We start from the raw sequence: 14,688 nt of genomic DNA, 5'->3' as shown, positions 1-14,688 counted from the left end.
ATTTTGTTGGAATTCAATAAAAAATGCAGTCTATAAGGTATAATGGACTGCATTTCTTTTATATTTGCATATAGAGGTATAAAAATAGAAAAATGGCAGCGGAGAAGTATGTTCCGTTGTTAGCATAATATTATCGTTTAGGAAAATAAATAAAAAATATTTTGATATATTAATACAAACATTGAGTTATGATTAAAATGAAAGATATTGGAAACTTTCAGTCTGTTCCGCAGATTGTCAGTGATATTATAAACGAGAACATCCCTGCACTGAATGATCATTTATCGCAAGGATGGGATATTGAGAAAAAAATCAATATTGGTAAATACATCAGTCAATCACCTCTTGATTATGCTTTGATTATGGAATGTTTTGCATCAGTAAAATGGCTTGTTGAGCATAACGTCAATCTTAATGAGAAAGGAAATCCCAGTTTTTTGACTGCTGTACGGTATTGCGATGAAAAAATAGTTCGATATGTCGTAGTTCACGGGGCAAAAGTTAATGATTTGAATCATGTAAAAACAGATGCTTTTGAGCAGGCATTATACGGGAAACGATACAAGAATCTGCCTTTAATTCATGAGCTTGGACATACTGTAAGTAAATATGGTGGGAAAGCCTTTCGTTCTGCCGTTAGTGACAGGAATTACAATGTACTGGAGTTCTTCCTTAATAACGGGGTTGATATTAACTATCGTGAGCCGGATATGGTGTATCCCTTTAAACCGACACCATTGTGTGTAGCAGCGAGGTACGTGGATATATCTATGTGCAAGTATCTTGTAGAACATGGTGCAGATGTTACATTGACGGAGAAGGATGGTATGCGACCATACAGCATTTCGCTTGAAAAAGGCGATCTTGAATTGGCAGAGTATTTCAAGTCTTTGGAACCTGCCGAATATCATAATTTGCAGAATAAAATGGATGAGTTAAGGCCGTATAAGTTACCCAAAACTCTGATTGATTTTTTACAGAGAGAAAACTTGCATTTTGACATACAGGAATGCGATTTTGAATATATTGCCTTTTTTCCATTGATTGATACTATCCCAATGAAAGTTGGTAGACAGAAATTACTTCGGATATCTAAAGCAACAGGGGATTACGGGCACATTTATATCGTCTGGAATCCCAAAGCTAAACAGATTGCTTATTATGATATGGAACATGAAGAACTCAAAAATATCTGCGGATTTGAGGATTTTCTGAAAGATATTTCAACTTATATGCAAAAAATTATAGATGGCGAATATGATTAAAACGACAACAAACAGCGATACCACCTAAAATGGCACGCTACCGGACATTATTATCAAACCAAAATTCAGAAACAAGATTTGTCATGAATAGAATAAATGAAATTATCAATAATAAATTGAAAACATACCCTGCTGGATTTGGAGTGGATGACATTAAAATATGGTTGAATGATATTCCTGATATTCATTCTTTTTCTGTATTTGAACCTGTATTTAACAGGGATGATATGACATCAAAAATGTGGTTTGCTCTAATGATAATTATTAGAAATAAATATATCGACGTATTAAGAACAACTGCCGAATATAGCAATATTCATAATCTATTAGATAGCTACTTAAAGTTGGAAGAAATTAATAATGTGATTTTAGATTTATCAAATTTCAATGACCTTAATAAAATAGAGCTTTACACATCAAGAAAGTGTGAAACAATTATTCTTCCAAAGCAGTCCCATTTAGAGTTCTTAGAAATTATCAACTATCCCAAACTAAAAAGGATTATAAATGCAGAGAATTGTACAAATCTAAAGTTTTTAGCTATTCGGAAATGTAACCAATTTATAGAGTTTGATTTTATTTCAAGATTAAATCAACTCTTAGTCTTGGATATATCATTAAATAGGAACTTACCTTCTCTTGAATTTTTAGCAAATGTTGATTCCATAAATATATTATTGTTGATAGATACCAATGCTATAAAAATGCAAGATACAGTGTCTTGTTTGAGTCAGTTGAGGGGATTAAGAGATTTAGCTATTAAGGCAAATCGATCTGAACAGAAATTGCTTAGAGAAATATTACCAAATTGTTGTATTAATGGACTTGAACCAATTGATAAGGAGAAACAAAATAACTAATTAGATGATAACAAACGAAACAATCTCCTCAAAGGGTGATTATCTACCGGACGTTATCAATCATAAAAAGAAAAATATGGAAATATCAGAATTTAGACAACGATATATAGATGCAATGAAAATGCCGGAAAGGACGAAAATCGCAGAATTGTTCCGACTGGCAGATGATTTGGAAGCTAATGATAAGACGGAAGAGAATAATCGAATTTTGAGTGATGTATTCAGTTATTTGTGCTATTACACGAAAGCATATAATTATCTGTTAGCCGTTGCCGACAATCATAATATCAAGGATGCGAAAAAACTGTATTACCCCAAAGAAAAGTCGGAAACAGATGGGGATAAATATGGCTTAAAGCGTCCTCGAAAGGTGAAAGATGGTTCTATCGAAATACCGAACTTCAAGTATTGTTCCAAACCGTTGGAAGCAAGACTATTGGAAAATGTTGATTCGCCGGAGGTATGCGACTGTTGTGGAAAGGCAACATTTGTAATATATTCCGGTCCTTTTTACAGCGTTGAAGATATAAATGTTCTTTGTCCGAAATGTATCGCTTCGGGTGAAGCATCAAAAAGATTTGATGGTGAATTTGTGGATTACGCAATTCTTTCCTCTGTAATGTCAGAAGAATACAAAAAAGAACTATGTTGCCGAACACCGTCCTACAAGGGGTGGCAACAAGAGTATTGGCCAAACCATTGTGGGGACTTCTGTGAATTTATCGCTTATGTAGGTTGGAAAGAGATTATAGAAATGGGATTGGAAAGTTCTGTTGAGTTCACTCCTGAAGCTGAAGGCTATTCTGAACATAAAGAATACATCGTCAATGGTGGTTCATGCCAAGGCTATTTATTTCGTTGTCTAAATTGCAAAAAATATATCCTATATGTGGATTGTGATTAAAAAGATTGATAATATGAACCTCAATTAACTGAACGGTAATTAGCTGTAACTCATTATCGGCCAAACAATAAAAATAAAAGATATGAAACTAAGAGACGAAATCGAACCTAAAATTATTCAAGCAGAAGAAATATATCCGCAAGTGTTGAACTTAATACATGAGTATGATGATGCTTGTGATGATGAAGATGATGATAAATGCGAGGAAGTTACTCGGAAGCTATCTGAATTGACAGGCAAAGAATTTACGGAAAATGATTTATTTGAACATTGGGAGGTCGATGGTGACGATCAGATAGCCTTTGGTTTCTCGCTTGCCGAACCAACAGTTCTCTCTACACCTTTATCGAAAGATGAGTTATTTGAGATTGTTCAGCGAATAAGAGACCCCAAGCACGATGATTTGAAAGAAATAGCTGAAAATGCTCCATTTCCAAAAGAGTTAATGTGGTCGATATTGAACGATTACTATATAGATTTATTGGAGCTGAATTTGAAATTACCCAAAAAGTTTTCTATTGCAAGCCTATTTAATAGACAAAAGGTAAATAGAGAATATGTAGAATATACATCAGAGGAAATACTTGAAAAAATTATAGGTGCAATGAAATAGACAGATAACAAACAGTGTGCTGCTTAAAGCGGCACGCTACCTGACGCTAGCTGCCAATTACAAATTAATCAATATGTTAAATATAAAAATGAAGTATGAGTTACGATTTAATGGTTTTTGAAAGGACAACAGCTCCGCAAAAGCACAAAGATTTTCTTGAATGGTATAGAAAAGAAACTGAATGGAAAGAAGAGCATGGTTACAATGATCCAGCAGTTACATCACCAGCTTTAAAAAGTTGGTATGAAGAAATTACAAAAACATTCCCAAACATGAATGGCCCAGATGCTTCGGATGATGAACTGGACGATGAAGATGCAGAAGCACATTTTACCGATTACAGTATAGGGCATCATGTAATTTATGCTGCTTTTGCTTGGTCTGTAGCAAATGAAGCTTATGAGTTGACAAAAGCACTTGCGCAGAAGCACGGTGTAGGCTTCTTTGATGCAAGCGGACAAAAAGGAGATGTCTATTTGCCTGATGGGAGTTTGATGGAATAAAGGCAGCTAACACGTGGCTTAATCGTCGTAAAAGGCGATTAGCCACATCTGTCCATCGATCATTTTGTGCACCCATATACGTTGTTGTAACAAATTAAATAATTATATTTACATCGGTAATATAAAGGAAGTAGAAAAATGGATGATTATAAGGAAATAAATAAAGCTGCGTGGAATTTGAAAACAGATATACACATTGATAGTGAGTTTTACAATAATGAATCATTCTTAAAGGGAGAATCATCACTGAAATCTATTGAACTAGGTTTGTTAGGAGAAATTCAGGGAAAATCCATACTTCATTTACAATGCCATTTTGGTCAAGACACTATTTCGCTTTCCCGATTAGGGGCGAAAGTTACAGGTATAGACTTATCGGATAATGCGATTAATTATGCCCAAAAGATGACAAAAGAATTGTCGGTTGACGCCCGATTTATTTGTTCGGATATTTATGAACTCCCAAATATCCTGGATGATAAGTTTGATATCGTTTTTACAAGTTATGGAGTAATCGGGTGGTTGCCTGATATGGAACAATGGGCTAAAATTGTGGCTCATTACTTAAAACCGGGTGGACAGTTCATTATGGTAGAGTTTCATCCCGTGGTATGGATGTTCAATGATGATTTTAATGCCATTGATTATAGCTATTTTAAGGGAGCAGAAATCATAGAACAATTGGAAGGAAGTTATGCCGATAGAAATGCTGAAATAAAATATACTACTGTGACCTGGACTCATAGTTTGAGCGAGGTTATAAATAGCCTTATTCAGGCCGGTGTCTATATCACGCGGTTTGAAGAATATGACTATTCTCCGTACAACTGTTTCAAACATACAATCTAAATAGACAAAGATAAGTATAGAATAAAACATTTGAGTGATAAATTACCTATGATTTATGCCATTACAGGTGTTAGTGAAAAATAAAAATGGAGCATATGATTACTACCAGAATAGCTTTAAATGAGGATATAGAGGAAATACAGTCTTTATATCGAAACACTGTATTAGTGATAAACAGGCGTAACTACTCACAGGAGGAAGTGGAAGACTGGGCATCGTGTGGAGATGATCTTTCTAAATTGGAGAGTATGATTAAAACTCACTATTTTATAGTAGCAGTGAATCAACAATTACAAATTGTAGGCTTTTCATCCATCACACCCCAGGGCTATTTGCATTCTATGTTTGTTCATAAGGATTTTCAGGGTGAAGGTGTTGCTACGCTATTGTTGAAAGAGATAGAACGATATGCCGTCACAGCCGGGATTACACGAATTACCTCTGAAGTGAGTATAACAGCCCGTCCATTTTTTGAAAAGCGAGGATATATGGTAGAAGTGGAGCAAAAACGCAGGGCTAATCAGCTTTCTCTTACTAACTATTGGATGGCAAAAAGTCTCGTATGATAAAAGTATATAATGGTCGTATTCCCGCTTGTGGTGTGTTTTGTGGTGGATGTCCTACCTATACACGACAGAAAAATCCTTGTCCGGGAGCGCAATTAAATAGTGCCCGTTGTGAAAAATGCAAGACATTCCATTTGTGTTGTGTGGAAAAAGGGATAACGCATTGTTTTCAGTGCGATAAATTTCCCTGTGCTAAGTTTAAAGGTTTTGCTAAACGTTGGCTGAAGTATGGTCAGAACTTTATTGAGAATCAGAAACTCTTAAAGCAGGTAGGTGAAATCGAGTTTTTGAAAAAATATAATGATAAAGCTACGGACTTCTGCATAGTCTCAACACAGGATATTGAAAATGAAAACGATGGAAAGAATATTTGAAATAAAAGACCTGAAAGCTCTGGACGATTTTTTGCAATCCCAAACAGGAACAGAACAGTTGCGTGAACGCTTGTTTGCAGAGTTTCTGAAATATGCGAATTATAAAAATGCGGAAGATTGGAACAAGGCTGTTCGTCTTTGTGAGTGCCTGGCGATTATTGGTTGGGGAACTCATGAACCTCTCGAAGCATTGAGAGGGCAGTTCTTTAATGGAAATCCTATGACCTGTTTTTTTAATAAATTTGGAGAAGCTCGTTTTGTTGATGCCATTTGGTCGAAACGAATCAAGGGCTTCACTATGGAACAAGGAAGAACGGGGTATTGGTTCAGTCCTGACGCCCCGGAGCAAAAACAATCCGTATCTAGGGAATACGAGGTGAAAGAAGATATCCAAGATTTGAAACTTGAAAGCCAAAGAAACTGGATTCCTAAAAATCCAGTTTGGATTAATCGAACCATCAGTAATTGTTATGAAAACTCGAAGGCTGTGATTGAGAGTATTAAGAAGGAACTACAACCGGAACTGAACAGGAGGATGCGTCCCGAAAAGTACGGGCGAGCTATTAATCGAATTATAATAAACTGTTCGTATAGCTATTATGATCACGATCATTGCAAAACAAATTACATCATTGCGGATGAAAAGTTGAAGTTGAAACAAAAAGACTTCTATCCGACATTGCTCACCATGTTTACTAAGCAAGAGATTGAAAAGAATGGATATTATCTTCGAAATCGTTTTGAGTTCGGACCATTCAGGGCAGATACCGGAAAGATTAGGATAGGGCTGAAGCTTGAGAAAGAATTTAGTGAGTTAAGTCATGCACAGCAGAAATTGAAATTGAGCGAATATATTCTGTTTGCCTTAAATTATATAATCGGCAAATTGAAAAAGAAGAAGTTAGATTATGATTTTGATTTGATGCTTGAGGATTTCAATTCAATATTAACCGAATGGAAAGTATGAAAGACATTATAGAATTATTGCAAAACGAGAGAATAAAAACGGTCGATGCTTTAAAGCAGGGCGAACAGGATAAACTAGCTTATCTTCAGCAGATAGACAAGGCTTTAGGTTGGCTGAAAGTAATTGAAGATAATGACTTGGAAACAGTAGGCAAGTATAAAATTCATAGGTTGCCCGATCCTAACTTTGGCTTTTCTTATTACCATTTAATGGTAGATTACGAAAGTGGTGATCCGAAGGACTGGAGAGAGTATAAGCCCGATAACCAATCAATGGAGCTTTGCTTTGATGATATTATTATAACACGAAAATAGTAAATGTCAATCGTCAGAGCGTTTGAATTCATTTCTCACTAACTGTAACTATTGCTTCTATGTGCTATAATTATTCCGGGGTCATACTAAATATAATAACTTCGGATACACAGTTTTATTCGTCGGACTATAGTGCGACGAAAGAGAGACTATAGTCAACGTTTCGTAGCACTATAGTCCGACGAAAGAAAGAGTATAGTCCGACGAATTAATTTTTGCATATGAAGATGTTATTTTCTACAGGACTGGCATATAAATTTAGTAGTTGAATTCCTTGCTTGAAACTTTTGATTCATGTCCGTAGTAAATGGAGTTATTAACTGTATTGAAGAATGAGAATCGTAAATGAGAATTATCTCTTGTGGTTTAAGACGATTGAATTTGTTTGTATGTGTGAAAAGTGTAGTTAATAATTCATTGTATATTATACTTTTCTTATATTTGTATAGAATGTACAGGTAGAAAAAGAATAGTGGATACTTAATGTGTTGTTAGCTATATCTTATAAGCCACCGTAAAAAACAGCAAATACTATGAAAACGATAGAACAACTTACAATAACTGATTTGAATAACGTTACAGAAGATAAAACGGTATCTATTATTGTATGGGAAGAAGAATGTATCCTTAGCAGTGCTTATTTCTATAAAGAAAACAAACAAATTGCTCCTTTTTTCGATAAAATCAAAGAATTGTTGTCATGGTTTGATAAGAGTAAGGCGGAAATAGTTCAATCAATTAACGATAAATTCATAGGAACAGTACAGGAATGGGTGGCAGAAAATAATCTCCAGGATACTATTTCTGAGGATGATTTTTGTAATAGTCTTAGCTTGTCTGAAATAGATTTCTGCATCGGGGATATAGATGACGAACCTTTAATCAATATTTACTTAGTTTGTACTCCTGACTATTTTTTAGGACATGCCATTTGTTGTTACTTGAAAAAAGAAAACGATGAAATAAAGTGTAACTTCGTATTGGAAGGATGAAAGGGAGACTAATTATTTGGTAAATTGTACTCGAAGTGATTTTAGTTTAAAAACAATATAAATATGAAAACTGAAAAAATAAGTGATGTCCTGCAAGGGATGGATGTGAATACAGAAGATGCTATTGTTACTTTGTCGGATAAGATATGGGAGCTTGGTAATATTGGAACAATAAAGGAAAAAGTTTCTGATGTTGTATTTACATTTCATGTTGTAGCAAATGTGATTGGTAATTATAAAGGCGATGGCTGGCAAAGTATCATCGAAGAAAACAGGGAACTATTACCGTATATTTCCCAAGCTATGTATGAAATAGGCTTGCCAACTGTTGGTGAAGCTACGAAAAATATTGCATATATTTTCCCACTAAAAATGAATGTTTTGTCTCTTGATGAAAAGAAGTTTTGTGAGGTCGTAAACTTCTTGCGTGGCATAAGTGAAGGGAAGTATTTTACTATAACAATAGATGAGTTAAAAGGCTATACAGAGACAGAAAGAGAACATCTGACATCTTTATATTTGGCAGAACAGGAAAAAATAAATGCTGTTACTGAAAAAATGTGGAATTATGATAGCCCTGATAATGAGGGATGGGGTGTTGTCTGCAGATATTTGGAGAAGCACTTGCAGGATAATTTTTGGAAATAAATACGAAATTTCTTTATTATCATTATGAATGAATATACTGTGCTTTATGAGATTTGGCAAATGCAATGCTGTGGTCAGCCATTCCGTATAGGTGATGTCGTGGAATGGTCGGTTTTTGTTTTTGGGAAAGGTGTTGTCGGTACTGATAAAGAGATTGATTATATATACGACGCACACTATGAAACAGATGAAGGATTGTATATTCTTCGAGGAACTGTATGTCGAATAGAAGCACTTTTTACTATTTATAAACCATCTGCTGATAATCCCATAGTACAGATTCCCGATTCGGGTTTTCTAAGAAATATAGAAAAAGCAGATGGGCGGGAAAAAGTAATTGATGGAGCGATTGGCAGTGATTATTTAGTAGTATTGAAAGATGCTGATATTCAACAGTCTGCTAAGAATCTTATAAGAGAAAAGTAGGTTTATGAAATGGAAAATTAAAACATATTGTATCTTTTTGGTGGGCTAACATGAATAGTAAAACAGTGCTCAATAAAGCAGATACTTCGCTCTCATCTCCCGGTAAGCTTGCAACTCTTTTTGCCAGCTATTCCGTATCGTCTCTTCAGATTCACCTTTGAGGATAGCTTTACGCACGCTATCCGTTCCCATGAGCAAATCGAACCATCGGGGACGGGAAAAGAAAGCAGCACCCTCACCGGACAAGCGATAAAAACGCAAAAAATAACGAAGTGTGAAACCATTGACATCTGTAGTGTTTCGCAGGTCTTCTCCGTAGCAGGCTATTCCTTTATGCATCGGATTCTTGTCGAAGCCGGGTAAGGAGCGGGGAGTGAACGCGAAACTGCCATATTTCTTGTTGGGTGCACCCAATACCTGGAAAGGAGAAGTGGTTCCTCGTCCTACGCTGACGCAGGTTGCTTCGAATGGACAAAGAGACGCGTACAATCGGATGGACTGGTCATTCGGCAAGTTGGGAGAGGGCTTGATGGGAAGCGAGTAAGGCTCTCCATGTTTCCACCCCGTCATGGGTATGACTTTCAATGAACAGGCATTTTTCTTGTTGGCAATCCATCCTTCTCCATTTATCATTTGAGCCAGTTCGCCGATGGTGCATCCGTGAAGTACAGGAATGGGGAGCATGCCGACAAAACTCTTGTAACCCGGCTTGAGTATCGGGCCATCCACGTAGTCGCATGGATTAGGACGATCCAGTACAATCACTTCCTTCTTGTTTTCTGCGCAGGCTTCCATCATATAATACATCGTACTGATATAAGTATAAAAGCGTGCTCCTACGTCCTGGATATCAAAAAGAACTACATCAACGTCCTTCAGTTGGGCAGCAGTCGGTTTCTTATTGTTGCCATAAAGCGAGACGATAGGTGTACCGGTACGGGAATCCTTTCCGTCTTTCACTGTTTCGCCTGCATCCGCATTGCCACGGAAGCCATGTTCGGGGGCGAATACTTTGACTATCTGCACGTTCAGCTTTAGCAAAGTATCAAGTAGGTGGGTCTGCTCCATCCCTACAATGGAAGTGTGGTTGACTACCATTCCGACACGTTTGCCCTGAAGGAGTGGAAGATATTGTTCGATACGTTCAGCACCTGTGGTAACTTTGCCACCAGCGTGTGCGGAGAAGAATGTAGCGAACAGAAATAAAAGAATGAGGAAACTTCTAGCTTGCATGTCGGTAATTTTTAGTAATATTGCACAAAAATATTAATTTCTCCTCGAGAGAACAAAAAACAAGCACATGAATCCATACGAAATCATTGACAAGTATTATCCGGAGAACACAGAGCAGCGACAAATTTTAGTAATACACAGTCTTTCTGTATCCGGAAAGGCAATGAAAATACTGGATGCACATCCTGAATTACGCCTGAACCGTAGCTTTGTGAAAGAAGCTGCTCTCCTGCACGATATTGGTATCTTTCAGACGGATGCCCCGGCCATTCAGTGCTTTGGCCCGAATCCATATATCGCTCACGGATATTTGGGAGCTGAAATCTTGCGGGCGGAAGGTTTCCCACAACACGCACTTGTCTGCGAACGTCATACGGGAGCAGGACTTTCCTTACAGGATATTATCGCACAGCAGCTCCCTATCCCTCATTATGAGATGCTGCCTGTCACTATGGAAGAACAACTGATTTGTTTTGCCGATAAATTCTTTTCTAAAACTCATTTGGACGAAGAAAAGACAGTGGAAAAGGCGCGGAAAAGTATTGCAAAATATGGTGAAGAAGGCCTAAGCCGCTTTGATAGATGGTGCTCTCTCTTTTTATAGCACTAAAAAATAATTAAATAACGAAGATTCTAACTCATAATTGGTGAAGTTTGTGTACTTTTGCCACTTCAAGCGTAAACTATTAGTTAATGGCGCCATTGAAAGCAAAAATACTTATATCATTTATACTGCTGATTGTCTTACTGATGCTTCCCGATGAGGCTGTGTCTCAGCGTCGAAGACGAGGAATGATAACGTCCAATACTGCACAAAAGGACTCCCTGCAAGGGAATGATTCATTGAAAGCAGATACGGTTACGGTACGCATCGATTCCATCGCACCTGTTCAGAAGAAACAACCGCTTGATGCCCCGGTTGTATATGAATCTAACGACTCCACTGTATTCACTTTGGGCGGAGCTGCTACGCTTTATGGTAGCGGAAAGGTCAATTATCAGAATATCGAACTGGCTGCCGAGGTTATTTCGATGAACTTGGACAGCAGTACTGTTCATGCTTATGGTATCAAAGACTCCACCGGAGTGGAAAAAGGTAAGCCGGTATTTAAGGAAGGGGATACCTCTTATGATACGGAAACTATCCGTTATAACTTCAAAACCAAGAAGGCGGGAATCACGGACATCGTCACCCAGCAGGGAGAAGGATATGTGACCGGTAGTAAAGCAAAGAAAGGCGCGAATGATGAAATCTTTATGGAGCACGGACGTTATACGACCTGCGACCATCACGATCATCCTCACTTCTATATGCAGTTGACACGTGCGAAAGTGCGTCCCAAAAAGAATGTGGTAACGGGTCCTGCCTATTTGGTAGTGGAAGATGTTCCCTTGCCGTTGGCCGTTCCGTTCTTCTTCTTCCCGTTCTCCAGCAGCTATTCTTCCGGTTTTATTATGCCGACTTATATGGACGACTCTAGCCGTGGATTTGGTTTGGCCAACGGAGGATATTATTTCGCTATCAGTGATATCATGGACTTGAAGTTGACGGCGGATATTTTCACGAAAGGTTCATGGAGACTTTCCGGTTTGACAAACTATAATAAACGCTATAAATACTCCGGTACGCTGCAAGCAGACTATCAGGTCACCAAGACGGGTGATAAAGGTATGCCGGACTATGCAGTCGCCAAGGACTTCAAGGTGGTTTGGAATCATCGTCAGGATGCTAAAGCCAGCCCGAACAGCACTTTCTCTGCCAGCGTAAACTTTTCAACCAGTAGTTATGAACGCTCTAATATCAACAACCTTTACAATTCCCAGTTGTTGACTCAAAATACCAAGACATCAAGTATCAGTTATTCACGCAGTTTCCCCGACATCGGTCTGACATTATCAGGAACGACCAATATCGCCCAAACAATGCGTGATTCTTCTATCGCTGTTACATTGCCTGACCTTAATATCTCATTAAGCCGCCTGTATCCGTTCAAACGTAAGAAAGCGGCTGGTGCCGAGCGTTGGTATGAGAAGATTTCTCTCAGCTATACTGGGCGTCTGACGAACAGTATCCGTACGAAAGACGATCGTCTGTTTAAAGCTGGGCTAAGCGAATGGGAGAATGCGATGAATCATAATATTCCTATCAGTGCTACTTTTACGCTATTCAAGTATTTACAGGTTAATCCTTCAGTCAATTATACGGAACGTTGGTACACTCGTAAAATTAATCAGCAGTATAACGAAGATACTCACAAACTAGAAGCATTACCAGGTGATTCACTCAATGGTTTTTATCGTGTATCCAATTACTCGGCAAGTTTGAGTCTGAGCACAAAGTTATATGGTATGTATAAACCACTTTTTGCAAAGAAGAAGGAGATACAGATTCGTCACGTTTTCACTCCGCAAGTGAGTTTAAGTGGTGCTCCTGGATTTAGTAAATACTGGGAAGAATACACCGATTATAATGGTAATACACAATATTATTCTCCTTTCACCGGTCAGCCTTATGGCGTGCCTTCTCGTGAAGGATCTGGGACAGTAAGCTTTTCAATTGCTAATAACCTGGAGATGAAATATTATGATGCAAAGAAAGATACCGTTAAGAAAGTGAGCCTTATTGATGATTTAAGTGCGAATATGTCCTATAATATGGCTGCTAAAGAACGACCGTGGAGTGACTTGAGCATGAACCTGCGTCTGAAGTTGACCAAGAACTATACTTTCAATATGAACGCTTCGTTTGCTACGTATGCCTATACATTTGATAAGAGTGGTAATGTTGTGACAAGTAATCGCACTGAATGGTCTTACGGACGTTTTGGACGTTTCCAGGGTTATGGTTCTTCTTTCAATTATACCTTCAATAATGATACATGGAAGAAATGGTTCGGTCCGAAAGAGGATGCCGAACAGGGGAAGGATAAGAAGAAAGGAGACGGCGAAGACGATGATTCGGAAGGAACTGACGGAGAAGATGGCACTGTGACCAAAAAGGTCGAGAAGGCTGCGGCTGACGCGGACGGTTATCAAGTGTTCAAGATGCCGTGGTCATTGAGTCTTAGTTATTCGTTCAATATTCGTGAGGACAGGACGAAACCTATCAACCGCTATTCTATGAGATATCCTTATACGTATACGCATAATATCAACGCGAACGGAAATGTGAAGATTTCCAATAACTGGTCGTTGTCCTTCAATTCGGGTTATGACTTCCAAGCAAAAGAGATTACGCAGACTTCCTGTACTATCTCTCGTGATTTGCACTGTTTCAACTTGTCTGCCAGCCTTTCTCCTTTCGGACGTTGGAAATATTACAATGTAACTATCCGTGCGAATGCAAGTATCCTGCAAGACTTGAAGTATGAGCAGAGAAGTCAGACGCAAAGTAATATTCAATGGTACTAGGATAAATTGAGAATTAAAAATTGAGAAATGGCTGCGCTATCACTTCATTGAAGAAAGAATAGCGCAGCCATTTCTCAATTTTTAATTCTCAATTCTCAATTTACCAAACGATTTCCGTTTCTCCGTGTGCTTTCAGATAATCGTTTGCCCGGCTGAAATGTTTGTTTCCAAAGAAGCCGTTGTAGGCAGAAAGGGGAGATGGATGGGCGGAAGTAAGTACCAGGTGTTTGTTGCGGTCGATAAAAGCTCCTTTCTTTTGAGCATATGATCCCCACAGGATAAATACCAGGTTTTCTTTTCCTTCTGCCAATGCGCGGATGGCTGCGTCGGTAAATGCTTCCCAACCACGGTTTTGGTGTGAGCCTGCCTGGTGGGCACGTACGGTCAAGGTGGCGTTGAGTAACAATACTCCTTGTTCCGCCCAACGTGTCAGGTTTCCCGTTGTGGGGGCATCGACGCCTATGTCTGCTTTAATCTCTTTGAAGATGTTCACCAATGAAGGGGGAAAGGGGACTCCGTCGTTCACAGAAAAACAGAGACCGTGTGCTTGTCCCGGTCCATGATAAGGATCTTGTCCGATGATTACAACTTTCACTTTGTCGAAAGGGCAAAGATTGAAAGCATTGAATATCAGTTTTCCCGGAGGAAATATCTGATACTGGCTATATTCGCTTTTGACGAAATCGGTCAGTGTGCGAAAGTAGTCTTTTTCAAATTCTGGTTCTAAATGTGCTTTCCAGCTTTCTTCAATCTGTACGTTCAT

General features: G+C 38.2%; 17 protein-coding genes. 15 read left to right on the top strand and 2 right to left on the bottom strand.

Going from position 1 to position 14,688, the window contains the following annotated elements:
• The first annotated feature begins 188 nt into the window (after window positions 1-188).
• The 13 genes from HC965_RS24715 to HC965_RS24655 all read left to right on the top strand — a co-directional run bounded on the left by HC965_RS24715 (window position 189) and on the right by HC965_RS24655 (window position 9,281).
• Window positions 189-1,265: an ankyrin repeat domain-containing protein gene (locus HC965_RS24715; protein WP_191033993.1), complete on the top strand. Its 1,077-nt coding sequence runs from the start codon at window positions 189-191 to the stop codon at window positions 1,263-1,265.
• An 83-nt stretch (window positions 1,266-1,348) separates the two neighbouring features.
• Entirely contained in the window at window positions 1,349-2,125 is a 777-nt protein-coding gene (locus HC965_RS24710; RefSeq protein WP_191033992.1) for a hypothetical protein, read from the top strand.
• 4 nt (window positions 2,126-2,129) lie between these two features.
• Window positions 2,130-3,029 (top strand): CbrC family protein, encoded by a 900-nt coding sequence (locus HC965_RS26730; protein WP_223855017.1) that lies wholly within the window; start codon window positions 2,130-2,132, stop codon window positions 3,027-3,029.
• Between the two features lie 82 nt (window positions 3,030-3,111).
• Window positions 3,112-3,642 (top strand): hypothetical protein, encoded by a 531-nt coding sequence (locus tag HC965_RS24700; RefSeq protein WP_191033991.1) that lies wholly within the window; start codon window positions 3,112-3,114, stop codon window positions 3,640-3,642.
• A gap of 95 nt (window positions 3,643-3,737) precedes the next feature.
• Entirely contained in the window at window positions 3,738-4,145 is a 408-nt protein-coding gene (locus tag HC965_RS24695; protein ID WP_191033990.1) for a hypothetical protein, read from the top strand.
• Window positions 4,146-4,283: 138 nt separating this feature from the next.
• On the top strand, window positions 4,284-4,994 hold the full coding sequence (locus HC965_RS24690; protein WP_223855016.1) for a bifunctional 2-polyprenyl-6-hydroxyphenol methylase/3-demethylubiquinol 3-O-methyltransferase UbiG: 711 nt from the start codon (window positions 4,284-4,286) through the stop codon (window positions 4,992-4,994).
• Between the two features lie 95 nt (window positions 4,995-5,089).
• Window positions 5,090-5,560 (top strand): GNAT family N-acetyltransferase, encoded by a 471-nt coding sequence (locus HC965_RS24685; protein ID WP_191033989.1) that lies wholly within the window; start codon window positions 5,090-5,092, stop codon window positions 5,558-5,560.
• A complete protein-coding gene (locus tag HC965_RS24680; protein WP_223855015.1) occupies window positions 5,557-5,934 on the top strand; it encodes a DUF3795 domain-containing protein in 378 nt (125 codons plus the stop codon). The genes HC965_RS24685 and HC965_RS24680 overlap by 4 nt, the downstream gene beginning before the upstream one ends.
• The gene (locus HC965_RS24675) at window positions 5,918-6,901 is read left to right on the top strand and encodes a hypothetical protein (RefSeq protein ID WP_191033988.1); all 984 of its coding nucleotides are present in this window, start codon (window positions 5,918-5,920) and stop codon (window positions 6,899-6,901) included. Before HC965_RS24680 ends, HC965_RS24675 begins: the two co-directional genes overlap by 17 nt.
• A complete protein-coding gene (locus tag HC965_RS24670; RefSeq protein ID WP_191033987.1) occupies window positions 6,898-7,215 on the top strand; it encodes a hypothetical protein in 318 nt (105 codons plus the stop codon). The genes HC965_RS24675 and HC965_RS24670 overlap by 4 nt, the downstream gene beginning before the upstream one ends.
• A 533-nt stretch (window positions 7,216-7,748) precedes the next feature.
• The gene (locus HC965_RS24665; RefSeq protein ID WP_191033986.1) at window positions 7,749-8,207 is read left to right on the top strand and encodes a DUF2262 domain-containing protein; all 459 of its coding nucleotides are present in this window, start codon (window positions 7,749-7,751) and stop codon (window positions 8,205-8,207) included.
• A 63-nt stretch (window positions 8,208-8,270) separates the two neighbouring features.
• Entirely contained in the window at window positions 8,271-8,855 is a 585-nt protein-coding gene (locus tag HC965_RS24660) for a hypothetical protein (protein ID WP_191033985.1), read from the top strand.
• 24 nt (window positions 8,856-8,879) lie between these two features.
• Entirely contained in the window at window positions 8,880-9,281 is a 402-nt protein-coding gene (locus tag HC965_RS24655) for a DUF6578 domain-containing protein (RefSeq protein ID WP_223855014.1), read from the top strand.
• Window positions 9,282-9,350: 69 nt separating this feature from the next.
• Here HC965_RS24655 and HC965_RS24650 read toward each other — a convergent pair whose 3' ends face one another.
• A complete protein-coding gene (locus HC965_RS24650) occupies window positions 9,351-10,514 on the bottom strand; it encodes an exo-beta-N-acetylmuramidase NamZ domain-containing protein (RefSeq protein ID WP_191033984.1) in 1,164 nt (387 codons plus the stop codon).
• Window positions 10,515-10,581: 67 nt separating this feature from the next.
• On the opposite strand from HC965_RS24650, the gene HC965_RS24645 reads away from it, so the two are divergent.
• Together HC965_RS24645 and HC965_RS24640 are read left to right on the top strand one after the other, a co-directional pair.
• Complete coding sequence (locus HC965_RS24645; protein WP_191033983.1) at window positions 10,582-11,118, top strand: HDIG domain-containing metalloprotein; 537 nt, start codon at window positions 10,582-10,584, stop codon at window positions 11,116-11,118.
• 89 nt (window positions 11,119-11,207) lie between these two features.
• A complete protein-coding gene (locus HC965_RS24640) occupies window positions 11,208-13,925 on the top strand; it encodes a putative LPS assembly protein LptD (protein WP_191033982.1) in 2,718 nt (905 codons plus the stop codon).
• 100 nt (window positions 13,926-14,025) lie between these two features.
• On the opposite strand, the gene ung is transcribed toward HC965_RS24640, so the two are convergent.
• Window positions 14,026-14,688: a uracil-DNA glycosylase gene (ung, locus tag HC965_RS24635; protein ID WP_191033981.1), complete on the bottom strand. Its 663-nt coding sequence runs from the start codon at window positions 14,686-14,688 to the stop codon at window positions 14,026-14,028.

This window comes from Bacteroides sp. GM023, from assembly GCF_014750685.1.
Classification (GTDB): Bacteria; Bacteroidota; Bacteroidia; order Bacteroidales; family Bacteroidaceae; genus Bacteroides.
The sequence above is the reverse complement of the archived record's forward strand: the minus strand, read 5'-3'. Positions and strand labels throughout refer to the sequence as shown.

Bases quoted from the DNA above. Each gene is read 5' to 3' on its own strand.
- HC965_RS24715 (WP_191033993.1), top strand. From the start codon at position 189: ATGATTAAAATGAAAGATATTGGAAACTTTCAGTCTGTTCCGCAGATT.
- HC965_RS24710 (WP_191033992.1), top strand. From the start codon at position 1,349: ATGAATAGAATAAATGAAATTATCAATAATAAATTGAAAACATACCCT.
- HC965_RS26730 (WP_223855017.1), top strand. From the start codon at position 2,130: ATGATAACAAACGAAACAATCTCCTCAAAGGGTGATTATCTACCGGAC.
- HC965_RS24700 (WP_191033991.1), top strand. From the start codon at position 3,112: ATGAAACTAAGAGACGAAATCGAACCTAAAATTATTCAAGCAGAAGAA.
- HC965_RS24695 (WP_191033990.1), top strand. From the start codon at position 3,738: ATGAGTTACGATTTAATGGTTTTTGAAAGGACAACAGCTCCGCAAAAG.
- HC965_RS24690 (WP_223855016.1), top strand. From the start codon at position 4,284: ATGGATGATTATAAGGAAATAAATAAAGCTGCGTGGAATTTGAAAACA.
- HC965_RS24685 (WP_191033989.1), top strand. From the start codon at position 5,090: ATGATTACTACCAGAATAGCTTTAAATGAGGATATAGAGGAAATACAG.
- HC965_RS24680 (WP_223855015.1), top strand. From the start codon at position 5,557: ATGATAAAAGTATATAATGGTCGTATTCCCGCTTGTGGTGTGTTTTGT.
- HC965_RS24675 (WP_191033988.1), top strand. From the start codon at position 5,918: ATGGAAAGAATATTTGAAATAAAAGACCTGAAAGCTCTGGACGATTTT.
- HC965_RS24670 (WP_191033987.1), top strand. From the start codon at position 6,898: ATGAAAGACATTATAGAATTATTGCAAAACGAGAGAATAAAAACGGTC.
- HC965_RS24665 (WP_191033986.1), top strand. From the start codon at position 7,749: ATGAAAACGATAGAACAACTTACAATAACTGATTTGAATAACGTTACA.
- HC965_RS24660 (WP_191033985.1), top strand. From the start codon at position 8,271: ATGAAAACTGAAAAAATAAGTGATGTCCTGCAAGGGATGGATGTGAAT.
- HC965_RS24655 (WP_223855014.1), top strand. From the start codon at position 8,880: ATGAATGAATATACTGTGCTTTATGAGATTTGGCAAATGCAATGCTGT.
- HC965_RS24650 (WP_191033984.1), bottom strand. From the start codon at position 10,514: ATGCAAGCTAGAAGTTTCCTCATTCTTTTATTTCTGTTCGCTACATTC.
- HC965_RS24645 (WP_191033983.1), top strand. From the start codon at position 10,582: ATGAATCCATACGAAATCATTGACAAGTATTATCCGGAGAACACAGAG.
- HC965_RS24640 (WP_191033982.1), top strand. From the start codon at position 11,208: ATGGCGCCATTGAAAGCAAAAATACTTATATCATTTATACTGCTGATT.
- ung (WP_191033981.1), bottom strand. From the start codon at position 14,688: ATGAACGTACAGATTGAAGAAAGCTGGAAAGCACATTTAGAACCAGAA.